The organism is Bacteroides neonati, assembly GCF_000499785.1.
Lineage (GTDB): Bacteria > Bacteroidota > Bacteroidia > Bacteroidales > Bacteroidaceae > Bacteroides > Bacteroides neonati.
Map to the genome: position 1 here is coordinate 136935 of NZ_HG726023.1, position 21726 is coordinate 158660.

Sequence of the window (21726 nt, forward strand, 5' to 3'; positions counted from 1 at the left end):
ATCAAGATATAGAGTTCGCCCCGAAAGGCGAACCTATCAATCTTCGATGATTTAATTTACTACATTCGTTTCCACTGTTCGAGTTCACTGGCATAGTCACTTAGGTGTGCACGGACAAGGTTTTCTACAAAACCCGATACACTCAGTTTTCTATCACCTAACCGTCTGACGACTACATCAACTTCATCTCGTAGCGTTCGGCTGATAAATATTGTCTGCCGATCAACTATCTTTGGCGTTGTGAGATAGGTTTGTTGATACTCATCCATAGATGCCTTGCGCTGCTTGGGTGAACTACGTTTTGTCGGTTCGATTGGTGGAATAGGTAAAGCTGGTGAACTCTGCTCGGTTCGCTCATTTGCAAAAGGATGATTTTTCTCTTTTGGCAAGCCTGCAATCTGCCCCTGTGTGATGAATTCTTCTAAATTGTCTGACATAATTTTCAGTTGTTAAATTAATACTGTTTTGCTGTGCCGAGTTCACTCGCTCGACACGATTTTCAGAGCAAAGTAATAGCGTTAATTTTCAATATACAAGCAACTTAGACGAATCGGATAACTCTTCACTATATGGCAGTAAAATGCACTTGGCTACCTCCATCGAGTCGGTTTAGTTTGCGTTATATTGCGGAGGGACCAAGTCAGCAGATTAAATTCGTGGAGTTGGTGGAGCGACCAATGAAAATACAGATAGTAGAGTTGGTTAAGATAGCAAAGTAGTGCAATTTGGTGAATAAGAACCCATTGGCGTGCCGGATTTGGTATTATCAAAAAAGATTCATTACTTTTGCCGTTGAAGCCCTGAAGCTCGCCCTTGGATAAGGCGAAACAAAAAGCTGAGGAGCGTCGTTTTACTGTGGATTTTTTTAGTGGTGGTTTAACTCGAATTATTAACGATTAAATCACTAAAACAATGACAATTTTAAATATTGAAGAGAGTGCCTTTGAATTGATGATGGCACGCTTTGAGGCTCTTGCCCAAAAGGTAGAGCAGCTATGCAGCAATGCTGGCGACAAAAGAGTAAAGGAGTGGCTGGATGCTACCGACGTATGTTTTCTGCTTAATATCAGGAAACGGCAGTTGCAGAATTACCGTGATAGCGGTAAGATCGGCTTCTCGAAAATCGGCAACGTGATAATGTATCGTCCCGATGATGTTATGAAACTACTTAAAAAAGCGGAGTAACTATGTCGGAGATTATCACACACCAGAGTGAGAGAGTAACAAGGTTTCTCTCCACTATCGACCGTATGATGGAGGCGTTGGACAAGCTATCTAAGAGCCACGCTCCACGATTCGGTGGCGAACATTACGTTACGGATGCTGAGTTGACAGAAAGGCTTAAAATCAGCGACCGAACCACCCAAGAGTGGCGAAGTAGTGGCAAGATTGATTATATCCAATTTGAGAAAAAGGGCAAAATCCTCTATCGAGAGTCGGATATTCAAAAATTCCTCGAAAAGCACTACCTAAAGTCGTGGCAGTAAGTTTTATCCAGATTAGAGGGAGTCTGAAGCTGCAACATTAACAAATAAAAGCGATGAACCTAGATTGAAAAATCTACCGTTCATCGCTTTTGTTTTAAGTTTTATCCGTCATATCGGTCGCCCTTGCTGCTATGACTTTTAATTGTATTTAGCTAAGAATTAGACAAGCCTTGCGACTGTAAGGAGTAACCCTTTAGGGCTTGGGCTTGGCTATTTCGTGCGAAATACTCCCTTTGTCATAGCAGTAAGGGTGATTGATATGATTAATTACAAAAATTATCTTTTGCTTTCAGCTCATTCACTCCAATGTATATTGGTTGCATATTGCTCCGCATCATCTTACACATTATCCACTGCCGAAATAGTTCCGCTTTGTGTGATTGAATCCGAAAAGCGAGAGCCATAATCATATCCAGCCCGTGATAATCCGGTAAAACGTTGCAACCAACCAACGTTGCGCCACCCGTCATGTTAGCCGTTGCAACACCTGTTTTGAGAATTGCACGTATATTGGAACGTATTGTTGGCACCATTACCCCGAATAATTCGGCAATCTCAAAATCTCGCATCTGAACATTTGCAGGCACGTTTACTGTGCCGTTATCGCTGATCGTTACCATATCTCTTTTCATATCTGTCTCTAAATTCAAAATAATTATACTCCTCCACGATGGGCATATCTCGGTCTTCAAAGAGCTTGAATTTGCTTTTGCTGCTCTTGACGATTCGCTTCATATCATCGCCCACCTTTTTATTGCTCATACGTGCGTAGATTTCGGTAGTTTTCAAATCTTTATGCCCCATCATCTTGGCTACCGTCTCAATAGGCACATCGTTAAGCAGAGTGATTAGGGTTCCGAAATTATGGCGACTTTGGTGGTATGAGATGGGCTCTTTTAGTGAGCATAGCTTTTGCATCTTACCCAGATTCTCGTACATCGTAGACCACGTAGTCATATTAAAGAGCCTCTCGCTTTTACGCTCGCTCCGATATTTCTCAATGATTTTCAACGGAATATCAAGCAGGGGAACATAACATTCCGTACCCGTCTTTTGCCGTTTGAAGGTGAGGTGTTTATCCCCTTTGTCGTTAATGCCGATATTTTTATCCGTCAGTTTTACAACATCCGAAAATGAAGTGCCTGTAAATGTGGAAAATATAAACATATCACGACTAAAACAGAGGGCTTTCGATTTAATCTCTGTTGTCATCAGCTTGTGCAAATCCTCTTCTATTTGATGGCGACATTCCGGTGGTACTACATCAAACTTATATCCCACAAATGGATCTTTGCGTAGCGTTCCTTGGTTTATTGCACATTTGATAACTCGCTTGAGTGAAATGGCAACCCCATTGGCTGTATTTACAGACAATCCCTTTTCTCCTCTTAGAAAGAGCATCATATCTTCTAAGAACCTAAGATTCAATTTGATTAGCTCTATATCTTCTACGCCATATTGAGATTTTATAAAATCGGCAACGTAGTTGATCGCATAGTGGTACATCAGAAAGCTTTTCTCCTCTCTATTAACCCCAACCATCTGCTTGTATTGCTCGTTATGCTCCCGAAAGAGTTCGAGCAACATCCCGGTTTTCTGTCCGATGTTGCAAACTCTATTTTTCAGAAGCTCAGCTGTTACATACCCCTGCTGCTTAATAAAATCCTTATGATAGCCGGTAATAGCATCTGTTAGTTCCTGTAATTTGTTGTTGATTTCAGTGGACTCACGCTCTCGCCCTTTCAGTCGATACCTTTTAGCATCCCAAAGTGTAGGATCTACATCCATCTGTGTTGAGAATTGAACCATCTCACCACTAACCGATATACGCCCCATAACGGTGGTCGTACCGTTTTTCTTGACTCGCCCTTTGTTGATGTAAAACATCACCGCAAAGGTGTTATACTTTACCTTTTCCATCTTATAAGTTTGCTAAATGGTATTTCCCTTTGATGCTTTTTGCAAGCCGTCTCATATCGCTATCCACTTTCTCATAAGATATTTGAGCATAGATGCGAGTAGATTTTATCGTGCTGTGCCCCAGCATCCGACTGACTGTTTCCATCGGGATACCTTGGGAGAGCGTAATGACACTGGCGTAGCAGTGCCGGGCTGCGTGAAAGCACAAGCACTTATCTACACCGCACATTTGTGCTATCTTTTTTAGGTGTAGATTGGTTTTTACATTACTCAACATTCTGAATACGTGTTCGCCATCGGTTGAGCCCCTATACTTGTCAATCAATTTGATAGGCAGGTCTAATAGAGGGACGTGAAATTCGACTCCTGTTTTAATACGTTTAGAGTGAATCCATACCGTACCATCATCATTTGTTGCGAGGTCGCTATATTTCAGATTGCGAAGATCACTAAATGAGATACCTGTAAAGGCTGAAAATAGAAATAGGTCTCTCACCAAATACCTGCTTGGAATATCGAGAGGGGTAGTCATAATCTGCTCAAGCTCCTGACGTGTCAAGGTCTTAGGCTTTGACTCTTCGCCTTCACTGCGGAATGATATAAATGGATCAAACACAATGACATCATCGGTAATTGCAGATTTAACCATCAGCTTAATTTTGCCGATTATACCGACAACGCTATTCGCTTTGAATTTTCGTTCTATCCGCAGATAATGGTCAAATTTTTCGATGAAGGAGTAATCCAGCGCACCAAATGAGATCTCTTTGAGGTTGTATTTTGCTTTTATGAACTCCCTTAGATAATTGAAAGCTATACGATATTGATCGCAACTCTTTGCTTTCAGGTTGATGCCAACACGTTGAAGCATCATTTTGTGGAATTTATCACAATAGCCGAGCAGGGACTCTTGTCCCGATGCCATACCTTGAAAGGCTACTGCAACTTCTTTCGGGGTGGTTGTACCTTTTCGCTCGATTAGCTCCTCGTAACTTGTGTGAATAGATACTGCAATCTTGCCTAAGGCACGGTTTAGGTCAGTGGCGACCTTGCTTTTGCCTAATGCTCTGGCTGCTTTAATATCCCATAGGGATATAGCAACACTTAATTTGGCACTAAATTGTGCCATCTGCTTGCCGATGGTAATGCGCCCCATAATTGGAACGGTTCCATCCTTTCTTATCTCTTTGTGCCGGAGATAGAAGCTTACTTTTAGTTCGTTACCCATAATAATAAATTTTACTGTGATTTTTACGTCACAAAATTACTTTATCACGAGCAACGGAACGCCATCAATACATACGCAAAATAGCGAATAGTAATCTTAATATCAAATAGTTAGTCTCTGCAAATTGCGTCATCTTGCATTTAGATAAACTGCTAACGCAATCGTAACGTAACTACTTCGTAAAACCACTAAAAACTGCATTTTTACCACTTAGCAATCTATTGCAGTTTGCTACATACAGCACACAATATCAGCGATTTACTTCATTTATCACTCTATTGCATTTTTAGGTTGTTATCTGGTTGCATGGCACGGGCAATAATGTATCTTTCTTTTTCGCCAGTGGATGCCCTTTGTATTTCTCCAATATCTTTAAAGGAATATCCAAAAGAGGAATATTGCACATGACTTTCGTTTTCTGTCTGGCTTTTCTTATCCACAAGTTTCCCAGATTGTCAGGTACAATATGTTCGGATCTCAATTCCGAAACATCAATGAAAGCTAAACCTGTCCAGCATTGGAATAGGAAAATATCACGTACTAAATCCAATCGGGGAATATCAAACACTTTGTTTTGCATGATCTCTAATTCCTCTTTGGTCAGGAACTCCTTGTGTACTTCCTGCTCATGAAAACGGATGTTGATAAATGGGTCTTTCTCCATCCAGTCATTAGCTAATGCCATGTTGGTGATTTTCTTCACTACTTTCATATAGCGGATTACCGTATTTTCCTGCAAATCCTTCTTTGCTTTCAAGAAGTGAATATAGTCCTGAATGATGGCATGGCTTATTTCTTTTATGGAAATATCCTTTAGATGGTACTTTTTCAAAGCCATCTCTTTGAAATATCTTAAACAGGTATCAAATCGGGATATAGTTACTTTGGCGTAATCCTTACCAATCAATTCACGGCACTTGTCGTTATGTTCCTGAAAAATTTCAAAGAACATCAGGTGCTTTTCATCTAGTCCGAGAAAACGTCTTTTGACCTCCATCGGGTTGATCAGTTTGTTTTCATCCTCTAAAGTTCGATGAATGTCGTATAGGCGTAATTTTACCGATTCAAGATAGCGGTTTGCCTCTACTGATTTAGCGTCTTTGCCTGTACACCGCTCTTTAGCTTGCGACCAATGTTCGGGATTAACGGTTCTTTTTAGTTGTATCTCAGCTAATTGACCCTGAATTGTTATCCGCAACATGATGGGTGTCTCACCCGATTTTACTGTCCTTGTTTTGCGGATGAAGAACAGTACGTTGAAAGTCTGTCGTTTCATACTCTAAAAATTAATGGTTTAAAGTTACTGAATCGTGCAGAATAGCACGAATTAAACGATCAGACAATCAGTGACTTACGGTGCAATTCGTGGACACTTTTTTCGAGACTAAAATTGTCCACGATTTAGCACTACGGAAGTGCGTTATTTTGCTCGAAATATGCGGATTAGGGGAAAAAGAAAATCCCTGAAACGTTTAGTTTTCAGGGATTTACCGAATTTGCAGTATTTTAAAAGTGGTGCCACCAGGAATCGAACCGGGGACACAAGGATTTTCAGTCCTTTGCTCTACCAACTGAGCTATGGCACCTTCTTTTTTTGATTTCGGGTGCAAAGATAGTTATATTTTTTAATACTGCAACAACTTTGTTGAAAAAATGTAGATAATAATCATAAATAACCCCATCTTGTTCTCTTAGAGCCAAGATGGGGTTATGATTTACAAAAAACGAAAGTTAAGGTTTGGGTGTATTTTTATCATCAGCTTCTGTGGCAGTAGCTGTTGTAGTTGTTGCTGAAGCAGTACTGGTAGTCGCAGTTGCAGCAACCTTGGTAGTTGCTGTCGGAACAGCTTGTTCTTCCCAGTGGAAAGGCTCAAATTCTGTATTAGGATCGACCCAAGACGGTTTTTTAGCGGCATAGATAATAAATGGTATGATTACTACCACTAATGTACCGATAAATAGAACGGCATACCATACGGTATTGCTACCTGTCGAAATTTGGCTTGGAGGAATGAAACTTAATACGAAGGCCAGCAGTGAACCCAAAAATCCGAGTCCGCCTACAATCCACATTAAACCATTGTTCTTCTTGCCAATACGGAATGGGCGTCCCTCTTTCTTCATTCGGTAACGCAGTACGATGGCACCCGAGAACATGAGCATATACATGATCAGATAAAGCACTACGGTAAGTTGAGACAGAATTTGATAGAAGCTCTGTACCGATGGCATAACCACAAACAAAAGGCTCAATACGGTAACAGCAGCACCTTGTATATAAAGGATATTCTTTTGTACACCGATCTTATTGGCTTTCTGGAAGAATGGAGGCAAATATCCGGCTTTACCCACCGTGTAGATACCTTTGGAAGGACCGGCTACCCAAGTAAGTACACCGGCTAGTACACCAAATGCCAAAGCAATGGCAATAATAGGCGATAACCAAGAAGCATGAATGTACTTGAAGTAATTGTCAAAACCAACAAGCAAGCTTTGTGTAAGGTTAATATCCTTTTCGGGGATAATAATACCCAATGAGAATGTTCCCAATACAAAGATAATTACCGTAATAAGGGCACCGATGAAAATAGCTTTCGGATAGTTTTTAGATGGATTTTCCATATCTTTTACGTGGATACCACCCATTTCCATACCGGCATAAAATAAGAAGATGCCCGAGGCCAATACAAGGTTGTTGAAGTTCGTGAAATCGGGGATGAAGTTACCATCGAAACTCATGTTTGATTGTCCGCCATTCATCAGATAAAAGGCAGCTAAAATAATAAGCAATGCTGCCGGAATGATTGTACCCACCAGACCGCCTACTTTGGCTACTTTGCCTACCCATCCCAAACCTTTGAGAGAGATAAACGTGGCTAACCAATAAATGATAAGCACTACAGCCAAGGTATAGTACTTGTTGCTAGCCACTGCCATGTCGCTTTTATCGTTCATACCGATGAAAGCAATCGAAACAGCACCAAAAGTTAAAACCGTAGGATACCAGATGGTACTCTCAATCCATTGTAGCCAGATGGCCAAAAAGCCGGTACGCTTACCATACGCTTCGCCTACCCAGCGAAATACTCCTCCCTGTTTGTCCTGAAACATGGCAGCCAATTCTGCGGCTACCAATGAGGTGGGAATCAAAAATACAATGGCTGCAAAAAGATAATAAAAAGCCGAACTTAGTCCATAAACGGCCTCAGCAGGTAAGCCACGTAGAGATACTACTGCCGTTACATTCATGATTGCCAGGGTAAAGACGCCTAGTTTCACTGCTTGTTTCATATTTGCCATAAGTTAAGGTGTTAAGTGAAAATAATATTTTAATCAGATGTATAACAACATCATCATATAGATGTTTTGAGACGTACCCATTAAACTACGATAATTAACAAATGGATACAGTAAACAAACCAATTCCCAAGTTGTTTCTTCTATAATTCTATCGCCCTTACGAGGGCTTTTTATTCATTAAAACAGTCTTTTTATGAAAACTGCCCTAACCGACTTCGCCTTACCCAAGAAAGGAATCTATGGATTTCTTCATCTTATTATATTGGCCTTGTCATTATTTCTCATTATTAGTATATCGATCGATACTTTTAAAGGAACCCCTTTCTACACACAATCATCATATATGAAAGTGCAGTTTTGGATCTGTCTGTGGTTTCTGTTCGACTTTGTGCTCGAGTTTTTTCTAGCTCACCGCAAGCTACACTATTTGCGTACGCACTTTATCTTTTTTCTTATAGCAATCCCTTATCAAAGTATTATTAATTACTACCAACTCACGTTCTCGGAAGAGCTCACTTATTTTATTCGTTTCATACCGTTAGTAAGAGGTGGATATGCTTTGGCGATTGTGGTAGGTTGGCTTACGTACAATCGTGCGTCCAGCCTTTTGGTCTCCTACTTAACCATGCTGCTGGCCACGGTCTATTTTGCCAGTCTTGCTTTTTATGTGATGGAGCATAAGGTGAATCCTTTAGTAACCGATTATGGCGATGCACTTTGGTGGGCATTCATGGATGTTACTACGGTAGGCTCCAATATTGTGGCTATTACCGTAACGGGGCGTGTGCTTTCTGTCGTTCTGGCAGCTTTGGGCATGATGATGTTCCCTATCTTTACGGTTTATGTAACCAGTATTGTGACAAAGAAGAATCAGGAGAAGGAGGCTTATTATCAGCAACAGGCTGCTGCTGCGGGTACAGATAAAGAGCCGGATGCGGCGCAGGCAAAGTAAGAAAGGGTCGGATGATACCAAGAAAAGGGTCGGATGATCTACCCCAAAGGTTCCGACCATCCGACCCAAAGCATCTGGTTACGTTTAGTTTATCCGAAGATATTCTGCTGTAACTTATTCATGATAAATTTTATGGCGAGTTGCGCCTTCACTGAGTTTCCGGCCTCATCGATAGGGGGAGCGAATGCAGCAATACCGAACTTGCCCGGCATAACACCCATTACGCCGCCACCCACGCCTGTTTTGGCAGGAATGCCTGAGGTATACATCCAGTCGCCTGTATGTTCGTAGAAACCTACGGCAGCGATCATAGAGGTGATACGTGGCGAGATCTCGCTGGGGAAAACATACTTCTTTGTCACCGGATTGGTTCCTCCACAAGCAATGGTTGCTGCAGAGATGGCCAGCTGTTTAGCCGTTACGCCGAGCGAACATTGACGCGTATAGAGGTCGAGAGCCAGATTCGGTTCATCGTAAATACGGTTGAAGTTCTTCAGCAACCAAGCGATAGAGCGGTTGTTGAAATTGGTATCCGATTCGGATTTGTACAACTCATCGATTAGCTGCGGAGCCGATCCGCAAAGTTCGGTAATGTTGTCAACAATGGCTTTCCATTTCAAAACCGGATCGCCCACGGGTTGCACCATCGAACAGGCGGCAATGGCACCTGCATTGACCAATGGGGTAGAGGGGTGATCGTTTTCCAAAAGAATCGCAATAATCGAATTAAAGGGCAATCCTGTTGCATCTGCACCAATCATTTCGAGTACCTTGTCTGCTCCATATTGACGCAATGCAAGGATAGCCGTATGCACCTTTGATACCGATTCGATACCAAAACGATAATTGGTATCACCTGCCTCTACCACTTCGCCCGAAGGGAGGCAAACGGCGATTCCAAACAGATGGCTGTCGATATTGGCGAGGTAAGGAATGTAGTCGGCGTTTTTCCCGTCGGTATTTCCTTTGAATTCTTTGTAAGCCTCATCAACAGCTTCTTTTATCTGTGCTAAAGATAGCTCTTTGTTCATGACTTTTTAGTTTTGTGGCTCCGACCGCCGTGGTTAAACATGGTAGGCTCAATAGGAATATTCTTTTCCATGGCAATGCGTGTGGTGGTTGGATATTCCAGTTTTTCCAATGCAATGATCGCATTTTTGATATCGCCCAATAGCATATCGGCCATATCGCGACTGAATCCTTGACGTACTACGACGCGCATGACAACATAGTTTTCCAAACTTTCGGGCAAGGTGTAAGCCGGAACCATCCAGCCGCTTTGTGCGAGTTTGTCCTGCAAGTCGTATAGGGTCCATTTGGCATGTTTCGCGTATTCGGGTTTCATGTACCAGATGAAAAGCGGATTCACCACCTCTTCGCTATAGTTCACAAAAGGAGCCAGTTTGGCAATCTCTTTGTGGATATATTTGGTGATCTCCATCGAGTTATGCTGAATCTCTTTGTAGCCTTGGAAACCTAAACGGATGAATTGATAATATTGTCCTAGAATCTGAGCAGCCGGACGTGAGAAGTTCAAACCGACTTGTGTAATGTTTGCACCCAGATAATTCACGCTGAAAGACATCTCTTCGGGTAGGTACTCTTTGCCTTTCCATACAACCCAACCCAAACCCGGATATACCAAACCGAATTTATGTCCGGAAACACTGATCGAAAGTACCCATTTCAAGCGGAAATCCCATTTCTTTTCGGGATAGAGGAACGGAAGAATGAATCCGCCACTAGCTGCATCGACATGAATTGGAATATCGTATCCGGTTTTAGCGTTGTATACATCAAGAGCTGCGTCGAGTGCTTCTACGTCGTCATTCAAACCGGTCCATGTAACGCCTTGGATAGGAACGATGCAAATGGTGTTTTCATCGCAAAGCTTCAGAGCTTCTTGAGGATCCAATACGGTTTTTTCGAGTGTCAATGGCACTTCGCGCATTTCGATCTGCCACAGTTGGCCGAACTTCTCCCATACCACTTGCATACCGCTCGATATCACAAAGTTGGGTTTGTCTACCGGTTTGCCTTGAGCTTGACGTTTTTTACGCCAGCGCAACCAAGCGGCTACGCCGCCCAGCATACAAGCTTCTGACGAACCAATGGCGAGTGCACCTGTTTTCCATTTATCTTTTTCGGGCGTATTCCACAGATTGGCCATAATGTTGAGGCATTTGGCATTCATCAGTGCAATGCGTGGGTATTCGGTCTCGTCAATGTAGTTGATGTTAATGGCTTCGTTCATTAGCTTGGTAGCATAATCGTCCATATAGGTCGTTACAAACGTTGCTAAGTTCAGCTTAGGCTGTGTTTGTGCATACGTTTCGTCTTTTACCATCTGATAAGCAATTTCTGCTGTAGTTGGTCCGTCGGGTATGCGATCAACAGGCGAAGGTTGCAACATTTCTTCTGAGCCATAAATGGCTGTTTTGGCATCTCCTTTTCTAAAGTCTGAATCTTTCATCTTTTTCTGTTTTATATAGTTAATGAATAGGTCGATCATTCGGCTTGGGTCGAATGTGTACTAACGAACAGATGCCAACGATGAAAGTTTCCTGTTTTTACATTATTTGGCGTTTATTAGGGCTTTGGAAAGAAATGCAGAATATCATCTGCTATTCTGATTCGGGTATGGGTATAAAAAAAAGATGCAATAGCTTAAGAAAAGCCATTACATCTTTTTTATAGACGGTAGAGAGTATATTAATCTTTCAAATCTTTTAATTCCCAAGCCAATGCACTGGCACCCAGTACGGCAGCATCCGAGTCTTTAAGTTCTGAAACCAATAACTTTGTTTTTCCTTGATAAATTTTCAAAATGTTATCGTTGATTGCTTTTTGAATAGGCTTCAAAATGTAATCACCCGATTTTGCAAGACCACCGAACAATACGATAGCTTCAGGGCTAGAGAAAGCAATGAAGTCTGCCAACGCCTGACCTAGTATGGTACCGGTGAAGTCGAAAATCTCTTGTGCAATCTTATCTCCTTGAACTGCTGCGTCGTATACATCTTTAGATGTAATGCTTTCGGCCGGAATGTTGCGTAATAAGCTGGCATCGGTGCGCGCAGCCAAAATCTCACGGGCAGTGCGAGCTACGCCGGTAGCCGAACAATAAGTTTCCAAACAGCCATGACGGCCGCAACCGCACAGACGTCCGTTATCGCGACGTACAATGACGTGGCCTAACTCACCGGCAAAACCATCGTGACCATATACTACCTGACCGTTGATAACGATACCGCTACCTACACCTGTTCCGAGAGTGATCATGATGAATTCTTTCATACCACGGGCAGCGCCGTAAGTCATTTCGCCAACTGCAGCTGCATTTGCATCGTTGGTTAGTGCAGTAGGAATGCCCAAGCGTTCTTCGAACATGGCGGCCAATGGGATAATGCCTTTCCAAGGCAAGTTGGGAGCGAACTCGATGGTGCCGCTGTAATAGTTACCGTTGGGAGCACCAATACCAATGCCTTTGACCTTCTCTACACCGCCATTGGCTATGATGAGAGGAAGCAGACTTTTGCACACTTCGTCAACGTATTCATCTGCTGTGCTGTATACCTGAGTTTTTACAGCGCCGCTGGCAATAATTGTGCCACGTGCATCTACAATACCAAAGACAGTGTTTGTGCCACCGATATCAATACCTACTACATAGGGTCTTTCCATGCTTGAATTCATGTTATTTTTATATTTAAAGGGTTAGTTTATCCATTTTGTGATCACAAATTACGCAAAGAAGATTGATATCACAAAATGTTTTTTATAAAAAGTTCAACTTGTTTGCAACTTTTCGTATCTATCGAGCGTCTAATAAAACAAATCATAAGAAAAGAGAAACTAAACAAAGCAAACTGTGATACAATTAAGAGACATTAATAAGACCTACAACAATGGAGCACCTCTTCATGTGCTCAAAGGCATCAACCTCGATATCAAGCGGGGAGAGTTCGTTTCAATTATGGGGGCATCGGGTTCCGGCAAATCGACGTTGTTGAATATCTTAGGTATTCTCGATAATTACGATACGGGTGAGTATCACCTCAATGGCGTATTGATAAAGAACCTGAGCGAAACAAAAGCAGCCGAATACCGTAATCGCATGATTGGTTTCATTTTTCAGTCGTTCAACCTGATCTCTTTTAAAAATGCAGTAGAAAACGTAGCATTGCCACTCTTTTATCAAGGAGTAAGTCGCAAGAAGCGCAATGCACTCGCACTCGAATACCTCGATAAGCTGGGATTGAAGGAGTGGGCGCATCATATGCCCAACGAAATGAGCGGTGGACAGAAGCAGCGTGTGGCTATTGCCCGGGCCTTGATTACGCATCCGCAAATTATTCTGGCAGATGAGCCTACGGGAGCACTCGATAGTAAAACATCCGAGGAGGTGATGCAAATCTTGAAAGACTTGCATGCAACGGGGATGACCATCGTTGTGGTAACCCACGAAAGTGGTGTAGCCAACCAGACGGATAAAATCATTCATATCAAAGACGGTATTATCGAACGTATTGAGGATAACAGAGAACATGATGCATCGCCGTTTGGCAAAGACGGATATATGAAGTAATAATCAGTAATCAATCATTCTTATGTTTGACATTTGGCAAGAAATATACAGTACTATCAAACGCAACAAGTTGCGAACATTCCTGACCGGATTTGCCGTAGCATGGGGAATCTTTATGCTTATTGTGCTATTGGGTGCAGGCAACGGACTGATACATGCGTTTGATAAATCGGCCTCCGAACGTGCCATGAACTCCATTAAGATATTTCCGGGATGGACTACCAAGGCTTACGACGGGTTGAAGGAAGGACGCAATATTCAATTGGATAATAAGGACTTGCATGCAACCGCCACTAACTTTGGCAACAATGTGATTAGTGCCGGAGCTACCGTGCGGCAAAGTAATGTGAATATTAGTTTCGGGTCGGAATATGTAAACCTTACCCTCTATGGCGTATTCCCGAGCTATACCGAAGTAGAGACGGTGAAGTCGGTCGATGGACGTTTTATCAACGATATCGACATCAAAGAAAGGCGTAAAGCCATCGTGATACACAAGAAAACAGCAGAGATATTATTTGATAAGACGAAGACGAATCCTATCGGACAATTTGTTAATGCCGGTGGTGTGGCTTATCAGGTGGTGGGTTTGTATGACGATCAGGGAGATAAGAACTCGAATGAAGCCTATATGCCCTTTTCGACTCTTCAAACTATATATAATAAAGGTGACAAGCTCAATAATATCATTTTTACGACTAAGAACCTAGATACGGAAGAGGCAAATAAAGAGTTCGAAACACATTATCGAAGACAATTGGGCAATAACCACCGTTTTGACCCTACCGACGATAGTGCTATCTGGATATGGAATCGTTTCACACAATACCTGCAACAGCAAACGGCAACCGGTATTCTGCGAACAGCGATTTGGGTAATCGGTCTTTTTACCTTGCTAAGCGGTATTGTCGGGGTTTCGAATATAATGCTTATCACCGTTAAGGAGCGTACCCGGGAGTTTGGTATTCGTAAGGCACTGGGTGCTAAACCATCTTCCATCCTTTTTCTTATCATCATAGAGAGTATTACTATCACAACGCTATTTGGGTATATCGGTATGGTGGCCGGTATTGGGGCTACAGAGTGGATGAATGCGTCGTTTGGTACCCAAACCATGGACAACGGCATGGGTACGGCAACCGTCTTTTTAAACCCGACCGTCGATATATCTATCGCCATACAAGCCACTTTGACACTCATTGTAGCCGGTACGCTGGCAGGATTCTTCCCCGCCCGCAAGGCAGTGAGTATTCGACCTATTGAAGCACTTAGAGCAGACTAATCATTATGAGAATAGACATAGATTCGTGTGAGGAGATTCTTCTCACCATTACTAGAAATAAAACCCGAAGCCTGCTTACGGCGTTCGGTGTATTTTGGGGTATTTTCATGCTGGTTGCCCTTATTGGAGGTGGACAGGGCATGCAAAATATGATGCAAAAGAACTTTGAAGGATTTGCCACCAACTCAGGTTTTATATGGCCACAGAAAACAGGCGAAGCTTACAAAGGGTTCCGAAAAGGACGTTGGTGGAGCTTGAATAATGACGATGTGGAGCGGGTGCGGAAAAATGTCGAAGGCATGGCAGTGGTTACGCCAACTGTGAATCGCTGGGGATCAACAGCCATTTACGGTGATAAAAAATATTCGGTCATAGCCAAGGGGCTCTATCCCGAATATGATCAGATTGAGACGCAGCAAATGTCATACGGACGATTCATCAATGATGTCGATGTAAGCGAAGCACGCAAAGTCTGTGTTATCGGCAAGCGTGTGTACGAAAGCCTTTTTAAAGCAGGCGAAGATCCTTGCGGAAAGTTCGTACGTGTTGATGGTATTTACTACCGGGTTGTGGGAGTTTGCGTTTCTGAGGGCAACATCAATATCAACGGACAGGCCTCCGAAAGTGTGGTACTTCCTTTCAGCACCATGCAACAAGCGTATAATCTGGGACACAATGTCGATATGATCTGTTTTACCGTAAAACCCGGCGTGAAGGTTTCATCCTTGCAGCCCGATATAGAACGGGTTGTGAAAGAGCCACACCTCATATCGCCTGATGATAAACAGGCAGTGATGCTACTCAATGCCGAAGCAATGTTCTCGATGGTCGATAACTTATTTATCGGTATCCGCATCTTGATTTGGATGGTTGGGTTGGGCACATTACTCGCAGGTGCCATCGGGGTTTCGAACATCATGATGGTGACTGTAAAGGAGCGTACTACGGAGATTGGTATTCGCAGAGCCATCGGTGCTCGTCCGCGAGACATCCTGCAACAGATTCTCTCGGAGAGTATCGTACTTACCACGCTGGCCGGTATGGCAGGTATCTCGTTTGCGGTATTAGTGCTCCAGGTAATGGATATAGCCACTGCTAAAGATGGAACAACTTATGACTTTCAAGTATCGTTCGGGCTTGCAGTGGGCACCTGTATACTGCTTGGCGCCTTGGGTGTGCTAGCCGGCTTAGCTCCTGCTTACCGTGCCATGGCCATTAAACCGATAGAAGCCATACGCGATGAGTAAGGTTTGGATAATGAGCGTGAGAAAAAAAGAGAATCAACAATGTATAATAATAAGATTTAATATAGACTAAAGATGAAAAAGTTTCTGAAAATCACATTACTGGTGGTGTTGGCTGCCATATTAATCGGAACATTTGCGTTCCTTTGGATCAAATCCAGACCTCAAACAATTGTATATGAAACGGTAAAAGCCGAAGTAGCCGACTTGCAGAAAACTACTGTCGCTACCGGTAAGGTGGAACCACGCGATGAGATTCTGATTAAACCTCAAATTTCAGGTATTGTTTCAGAACTTTATAAAGTGGCCGGACAAACCATCAAAAAGGGAGAAGTAATAGCCAAAGTAAAAGTAATTCCTGAACTGGGACAACTTAATTCGGCCGAAAGCCGTGTGAGACTGGCAAAGATCAATGCGGCACAGGCTGATACCGACTTTGCTCGTATAGAGAAACTCTATAAAGAGAAACTGATCAGTCGCGAAGAGTTTGAGAAGAGCGAAGTGGCCTTGAAGCAATCACGCGAGGAGGTACAGACTGCTAAGGATGCACTCGAGATCATAAAGGAAGGTATTACCAAGAACAGTGCCTCTTTTTCGAGCACAATGATTCGTTCAACGATCGATGGTCTGATTTTAGACATCCCGGTAAAAGCGGGTAACTCGGTGATTATGAGTAATACCTTCAATGACGGAACAACCATTGCTACCGTAGCCAATATGAATGACCTGATATTCAAAGGTAAGATAGATGAAACCGAAGTAGGGCGTATTCATGAAGGAATGCCGGTAAAACTGACTATCGGAGCTTTGCAGAACCTCACTTTCGAAGCTGTTTTGGAATATATTTCGCCAAAGGGTGTAGAAGAAAACGGAGCCAATCAATTTGAAATTAAGGCAGCGATTCATGTACCCGATACGGTACAAATCCGTTCCGGATATTCGGCCAATGCAGAAATTGTATTGCAACGTGCCAACAAGGTGCTTGCGGTGCCCGAGAGTGTAATTGAGTTCAGCGGAGATTCCACCTTTGTGTATGTCATGACCGATTCTCTGCCTGAGCAGAAGTTCAAACGTCAGCAAGTGACTACCGGTTTGAGCGACGGTATCAAGATTGAAGTGAAGAAAGGCGTTACGGCGAAAGATAAAGTACGTGGAGCCGAGAAGAAGGATAAGAAATAATATCTTCGTTATACATGAAAACTCTAAATAAGAGTACGAGCCTTAAGGCGTTTAATTACTAATAATCAGTTGAATGAAAAAGAAATTAATTATATTATCGGTGCTGGCTTGCGGCATTACCGCTCAGGCACAAGAGAGTTGGAGCTTGCGTCAATGCATCGACTACGCCCTTGAACATAATATCAATATCCTGGAAAGAGCCAATCAAGCCGAGCAGAATGCAGTAGATGTGAATACTAGTAAATGGGCTCGTTTGCCCAATCTTAACGGATCGGCCGGACAGAATTGGAGCTGGGGACGTGCGGCTTCGCCCGTCGACAACACCTACAGTGATATGAATAGTGCTAGTACACAATTCAGTCTCAGTACCAATATACCTCTGTTCACCGGATTGCAGTTACCGAATCAATACGCTCTGTCGAAGTTAAACCTGAAAGCAGCTATTGAAGACCTAAACAAAGCCAAAGAAGATATTGCCATTAATATTGCCTCGTCTTATCTACAGGTATTATTTAATGCCGAATTGAATAAGGTTGCTGCCGGGCAGGTTGTTCTCAGCAAAGAGCAATTGGCACGAATTTCTAGGTTAGGCGAATTAGGCAAAGCATCTCCTGCGCAGGTCGCTGAGGCAAAAGCTCGTTTGGCTCAAGATGAAATGAATGGTGTACAAGCCGATAACAACTACAAACTAGCATTGCTCGATTTGAGTCAATTGCTTGAACTACCTACTCCCGAAGGATTTCGTATTGCCAATCCGGATACGGCACTCGCTTTTTCTGCGCTTACACCTCCCGACGAGATTTATGCGGAAGCAGTGGTCTCTAAACCAGGTGTTCGAGCTGCGCAGTTGAGGCTCGAAGGGAGTGAGAAAAGTATTCGGATTGCTCAAAGCAACTTCTATCCGCAACTATCACTGGGAGGCGGATTGGGAACGAACTACTATACATTGAGCGGACAGTCAGGAGCTGCTTTTGGTACGCAATTGAAGAATAATCTGAATAAATATGTTGGCTTTAATCTGAGCATTCCCTTGTTTAATCGCTTTGCCACCCGCAACCGTGTGCGTACGGCACGCTTGCAGCAAGCTAGCTTGGCATTGCAACTTGATAATACGAAAAAGGTACTTTATAAGGAGATTCAACAAGCTTGGTACAATGCCGTTGCTGCCGAAAGTAAATACAACAGTAGCTTGGTAGCGGTCGATGCCAATCAGGAATCGTTCCGACTGATGAGCGAAAAGTTCGATAATGGTAAGGCTACTGCCGTAGAATACAACGAAGCTAAGCAAACCTTGGTGAAAGCGCTTTCGGATAAAATACAAGCTAAATATGATTATTTATTCCGCACGAAGATTCTTGATTTCTACAAAGGTCGATTCATCGAATAATAAATAGTTTTGCATGCTGAATGATAAAAAGAGGGAGGTTGACTCCCTTTTTTTATAGTCGCTCTTCTGATGTACTTGCTACCTGTAGCTTACCTGTTTTGCTCTGAATTAAACTTTCGTATATTTTACTCGGAAGAACTATATTTTCGTTTAATTATTATATGAATGAGGGTTTATCGTTAACTTTGCTGCCGAATGAGACGATAAATAACAAAGAACAATGAATCGAAAGATTAGTAGCATAATAGCTGTGGTAGGAGGCGTGCTTATTGCAGTGCTCGTTGGGTTGTACATGGGACGTAATGCTTTACTTGAGCAGCTTGCCCGGAAGCGGATTCAACAGCTTGAAACGACCTATGACCTTAAGGTTGGATACGGTGATTTGTATCTGAATGGATTGGATAAAGTGGTATTGCGTAACCTCTTCGTAGTACCCGATCAACGTGATACGCTGCTTACCATGCAGTCGCTTGATGTTCGTCTGAACCTTTGGCAACTCATTCGAGGGCATGTGGAAGTAGAAAATGTACGACTCAACGGATTGAATGTAACGCTGGTCAAACAAGATTCTGTTGCCAATTATGACTTTCTGTTTCGTAAGCAGTCGCCGGCTAGCACAGACGAGCCACAGGAGGCAAACTATGCCCAACGAGTGGATCGTATACTTGACTTACTTTATCGGCTGCTACCTACCAATGGAGATTTGCATCGTGTTTGTATTACACAACGGGAAGATACCAACACGGTTCAATTGACGATTCCTTCGTTTGTTATTACAGATAATCGCTTTCGCTCCGAAATCAATGTCCTTGAAGATACATTGACCCAATATTGGACTACCAGTGGAGAGCTCAATCGAGGTACGCATACACTTAAAACAGAACTGTATGCTCGCGACCGTCAAAAAGTATCTGTACCTTACATTCATCGTCGCTTGGGAGCAATGGTTCGATTCGATACGTTAGCATACAGCTTGACCCAACTGCCCGGAGAGCCTTTGGGCATGGTCGGTCAGGCGCGTATCAGCGGTCTTGATGTGTTTCATAAAGCACTATCGCCCGAAGCCATTCGACTAGATCGGGGACAGTTGACTTATCGGGTCAACCTCTTTCCTCAAGCTGTTGAGCTCGATAGTGCTACGGTGTTTCGCTTCAATCGTTTAGCCTTTCATCCCTATCTTCGGGTAGCCAAATCAGACAGTAAATACCATTTTACCGCTTCCATTCACAAGCCGTGGTTTCCTGCCGATGAATTATTTAGCTCATTGCCTACCGGATTATTTACGAACCTCGATGGTATTCGTACCAGCGGAAGTTTGGCTTTTACGTTTTTGCTTGATGTCGATTTTGCCCGGCTTGATAGTTTGAGGTTAGTATCTGAACTAAGAGAAAAAGATTTTCGGATTGTGAAATATGGTGCTACGAACCTGTCTAAGATGTCTGAAGAGTTTATGTATACCGCCTACGAAAACGGACAGGCTGTGCGTACCTTTCCTATCGGTCCGTCGTGGGAGCACTTTACCCCTTTAGATAGTATCTCGCCCTTGTTGCAGATGTCTATCATGCAGAGCGAAGACGGTGCTTTCTTTTATCATCGCGGATTTCTGCCCGATGCTATGCGCGAGGCGTTGATTCATGACTTAAAAGTACGTCGGTTTGCCCGGGGAGGTAGTACCATTACCATGCAGTTGGTGAAGAATGTGTTTTTGAACCGGAACAAGAATTTTGCCCGCAAGCTGGAAGAGGCGCTTATTGTATGGTTAATTGAAACTGAGCGTTTAACCTCCAAAGAGCGGATGTATGAAGTGTATCTGAACATAGCCGAATGGGGGCCTAACATTTATGGGGCAAACGAGGCTGCCTCCTATTACTTTAATAAACGGCCTTCTCAACTAACTGTGCAAGAGAGTATTTTTCTGGCATCTATTATTCCGAAGCCCAAGCATTTCAAACGCTCCTTTACCGAAGACATGAAGTTGAAGGAGCATATGGAGGGTTATTACCGGCTCATCACCGAGCGGCTATTGAAGAAAGGATTGATTGATGAGGCTCAGGCAGATAGTATTCGAGCCGAAGTAAACGTAACCGGAGAAGCTAAAAAAGACATGCTTACCGATCAATGATTCATTTCATCACTGATCGGTAAGCATGGGCTGCTTATCTTTCTCTACGTTCGGATGAGTCCGACGAACTTCTACTGCTACGGCTGCTTCTTTCCTTATTATTCTGCCCGTTATTATCATTGCCACTTCGGCGAGATACAGAAGAAGGGTCGCGTCGGTTACTTCTACTACTCTCTTCCCTGCTCGATGAGCTGTTTCCCGGGCGAGCCGATGAATTAGGACGGGTCGAATTGCTTGGGCGAGTTGACGCGTCTGGTCTGTTTGAGGCATCCGGTCTACTTGATGCACCATGACTCGGACGGGTAGATGTGCTTGGCCGTGTCGACGTATCTGGCCGTGTCGATACACCCGGTCTGCTTGATGCATCATGACTTGGCCGAGTTGATATACCGGGACGACTCGATGAATTGTTTCCCGGACGTGTCGAAGTGTTTGGTCGGATCGTGATCGAACCAAAATCGGAGCGTCGATTATTGTAATAGACCTTGCTTTCTCTTATGTTATGCGGACGTCCGTAGTACGTGTGGTTATAGCGTCCGCTATAATAACTAGCATTGTGATAATGTTTCCGATAATGGCCACCGCAATAACTACGGTAATGATAGGGACGACCGAAATAATAGTGATTATGGTTTACGTACGTGATATAAATACGGAAGTTCCAATTGTTTCCACTTGTATAGATAGGACGATAGAAATACTCTGCCCGTAGAAAGCGACGGTATTGTGAATCACTCATTACGTAACGTAAGTCATCGTTTCGTATATCCAGGGCTTGATAATAATCATCCAATGCCCATTCATATCCGCGCACCACATCATCCATAATATAGCGTATCGAATTGATAAAATCGTAATTGATCTCATACGCATCATTATATTGATCGGTATTCATATCCAGCTCGTAAGCCATCTTATCCGTTAAGAAACGAGTCTCTTTACGAATCTTACTGGTGCTCATTGAAGCCATACACATGCTGCTCATGGCAGTCATCCCGATGGCGAAAAGAATTAATATTAGTCGCTTCATATTCTTT

20 protein-coding genes and 1 tRNA gene are annotated in these 21726 nt (G+C 43.1%); 10 read left to right on the plus strand and 11 right to left on the minus strand.

Annotated features, from left to right (window positions below; all coding sequences use genetic code 11):
• Positions 1 to 59 precede the first annotated feature (59 nt).
• Positions 60 to 437, minus strand: a complete 378-nt coding sequence (locus TY03_RS13290) for a DUF3408 domain-containing protein (RefSeq protein ID WP_074434178.1) — start codon at positions 435 to 437, stop codon at positions 60 to 62.
• Positions 438 to 569: 132 nt separating this feature from the next.
• Here TY03_RS13290 and TY03_RS22470 point away from each other — a divergent pair, with 132 nt between their 5' ends.
• From TY03_RS22470 to TY03_RS13300, 3 genes are all read left to right on the plus strand, one after another.
• On the plus strand, positions 570 to 719 hold the full coding sequence (locus TY03_RS22470; RefSeq protein WP_154663598.1) for a hypothetical protein: 150 nt from the start codon (positions 570 to 572) through the stop codon (positions 717 to 719).
• Between the two features lie 193 nt (positions 720 to 912).
• A complete protein-coding gene (locus TY03_RS13295) occupies positions 913 to 1185 on the plus strand; it encodes a helix-turn-helix domain-containing protein (RefSeq protein WP_038653317.1) in 273 nt (90 codons plus the stop codon).
• A 2-nt stretch (positions 1186 to 1187) separates the two neighbouring features.
• Entirely contained in the window at positions 1188 to 1487 is a 300-nt protein-coding gene (locus tag TY03_RS13300; protein WP_042370814.1) for a helix-turn-helix domain-containing protein, read from the plus strand.
• A 263-nt stretch (positions 1488 to 1750) separates the two neighbouring features.
• Here the strand turns inward: TY03_RS13300 and TY03_RS13305 are convergent, their stop codons facing one another.
• From TY03_RS13305 to gadC, 6 genes are all read right to left on the minus strand, one after another.
• On the minus strand, positions 1751 to 2119 hold the full coding sequence (locus TY03_RS13305; RefSeq protein WP_042370816.1) for a hypothetical protein: 369 nt from the start codon (positions 2117 to 2119) through the stop codon (positions 1751 to 1753).
• Positions 2088 to 3407: a site-specific integrase gene (locus TY03_RS13310; RefSeq protein ID WP_042370818.1), complete on the minus strand. Its 1320-nt coding sequence runs from the start codon at positions 3405 to 3407 to the stop codon at positions 2088 to 2090. The genes TY03_RS13305 and TY03_RS13310 overlap by 32 nt, the downstream gene beginning before the upstream one ends.
• 1 nt (position 3408) lies before the next feature.
• Entirely contained in the window at positions 3409 to 4635 is a 1227-nt protein-coding gene (locus tag TY03_RS13315; RefSeq protein ID WP_042370819.1) for a site-specific integrase, read from the minus strand.
• Positions 4636 to 4921: 286 nt separating this feature from the next.
• Positions 4922 to 5911 (minus strand): site-specific integrase, encoded by a 990-nt coding sequence (locus TY03_RS13320; RefSeq protein WP_042370820.1) that lies wholly within the window; start codon positions 5909 to 5911, stop codon positions 4922 to 4924.
• A gap of 237 nt (positions 5912 to 6148) precedes the next feature.
• A tRNA-Phe gene (locus TY03_RS13325) sits at positions 6149 to 6221 on the minus strand.
• Between the two features lie 145 nt (positions 6222 to 6366).
• On the minus strand, positions 6367 to 7935 hold the full coding sequence (gene gadC / locus TY03_RS13330) for a putative glutamine/gamma-aminobutyrate antiporter GadC (RefSeq protein WP_042370821.1): 1569 nt from the start codon (positions 7933 to 7935) through the stop codon (positions 6367 to 6369).
• 193 nt (positions 7936 to 8128) lie between these two features.
• On the opposite strand from gadC, the gene TY03_RS13335 reads away from it, so the two are divergent.
• On the plus strand, positions 8129 to 8887 hold the full coding sequence (locus tag TY03_RS13335) for a potassium channel family protein (RefSeq protein ID WP_042370822.1): 759 nt from the start codon (positions 8129 to 8131) through the stop codon (positions 8885 to 8887).
• A gap of 89 nt (positions 8888 to 8976) precedes the next feature.
• Here TY03_RS13335 and glsA read toward each other — a convergent pair whose 3' ends face one another.
• From glsA to TY03_RS13350, 3 genes are all read right to left on the minus strand, one after another.
• On the minus strand, positions 8977 to 9918 hold the full coding sequence (glsA, locus tag TY03_RS13340) for a glutaminase A (RefSeq protein ID WP_042370823.1): 942 nt from the start codon (positions 9916 to 9918) through the stop codon (positions 8977 to 8979).
• Positions 9915 to 11360, minus strand: coding sequence for a glutamate decarboxylase (locus TY03_RS13345; protein WP_042371367.1), 1446 nt, complete (start codon positions 11358 to 11360; stop codon positions 9915 to 9917). Before TY03_RS13345 ends, glsA begins: the two co-directional genes overlap by 4 nt.
• Positions 11361 to 11599: 239 nt before the next feature.
• Positions 11600 to 12583, minus strand: coding sequence for an ROK family protein (locus tag TY03_RS13350; protein ID WP_042370824.1), 984 nt, complete (start codon positions 12581 to 12583; stop codon positions 11600 to 11602).
• A gap of 175 nt (positions 12584 to 12758) precedes the next feature.
• On the opposite strand from TY03_RS13350, the gene TY03_RS13355 reads away from it, so the two are divergent.
• The 6 genes from TY03_RS13355 to TY03_RS13380 all read left to right on the plus strand — a co-directional run bounded on the left by TY03_RS13355 (position 12759) and on the right by TY03_RS13380 (position 20689).
• The gene (locus tag TY03_RS13355; protein WP_042370825.1) at positions 12759 to 13475 is read left to right on the plus strand and encodes an ABC transporter ATP-binding protein; all 717 of its coding nucleotides are present in this window, start codon (positions 12759 to 12761) and stop codon (positions 13473 to 13475) included.
• Positions 13476 to 13497: 22 nt separating this feature from the next.
• Complete coding sequence (locus TY03_RS13360; RefSeq protein WP_042370826.1) at positions 13498 to 14757, plus strand: ABC transporter permease; 1260 nt, start codon at positions 13498 to 13500, stop codon at positions 14755 to 14757.
• A 5-nt stretch (positions 14758 to 14762) separates the two neighbouring features.
• Entirely contained in the window at positions 14763 to 16004 is a 1242-nt protein-coding gene (locus TY03_RS13365) for an ABC transporter permease (RefSeq protein WP_042370827.1), read from the plus strand.
• A gap of 72 nt (positions 16005 to 16076) precedes the next feature.
• Entirely contained in the window at positions 16077 to 17180 is a 1104-nt protein-coding gene (locus TY03_RS13370; RefSeq protein WP_042370832.1) for an efflux RND transporter periplasmic adaptor subunit, read from the plus strand.
• 73 nt (positions 17181 to 17253) lie between these two features.
• Positions 17254 to 18567 carry a TolC family protein gene (locus TY03_RS13375; protein ID WP_042370834.1) on the plus strand — a complete coding sequence of 438 codons (1314 nt, stop codon included), beginning with the start codon at positions 17254 to 17256 and terminating at the stop codon, positions 18565 to 18567.
• A 220-nt stretch (positions 18568 to 18787) separates the two neighbouring features.
• A complete protein-coding gene (locus TY03_RS13380) occupies positions 18788 to 20689 on the plus strand; it encodes a transglycosylase domain-containing protein (protein WP_042370836.1) in 1902 nt (633 codons plus the stop codon).
• A gap of 34 nt (positions 20690 to 20723) precedes the next feature.
• On the opposite strand, the gene TY03_RS21935 is transcribed toward TY03_RS13380, so the two are convergent.
• Complete coding sequence (locus TY03_RS21935) at positions 20724 to 21719, minus strand: hypothetical protein (RefSeq protein WP_074434179.1); 996 nt, start codon at positions 21717 to 21719, stop codon at positions 20724 to 20726.
• Between the last annotated feature and the right edge of the window lie 7 nt (positions 21720 to 21726).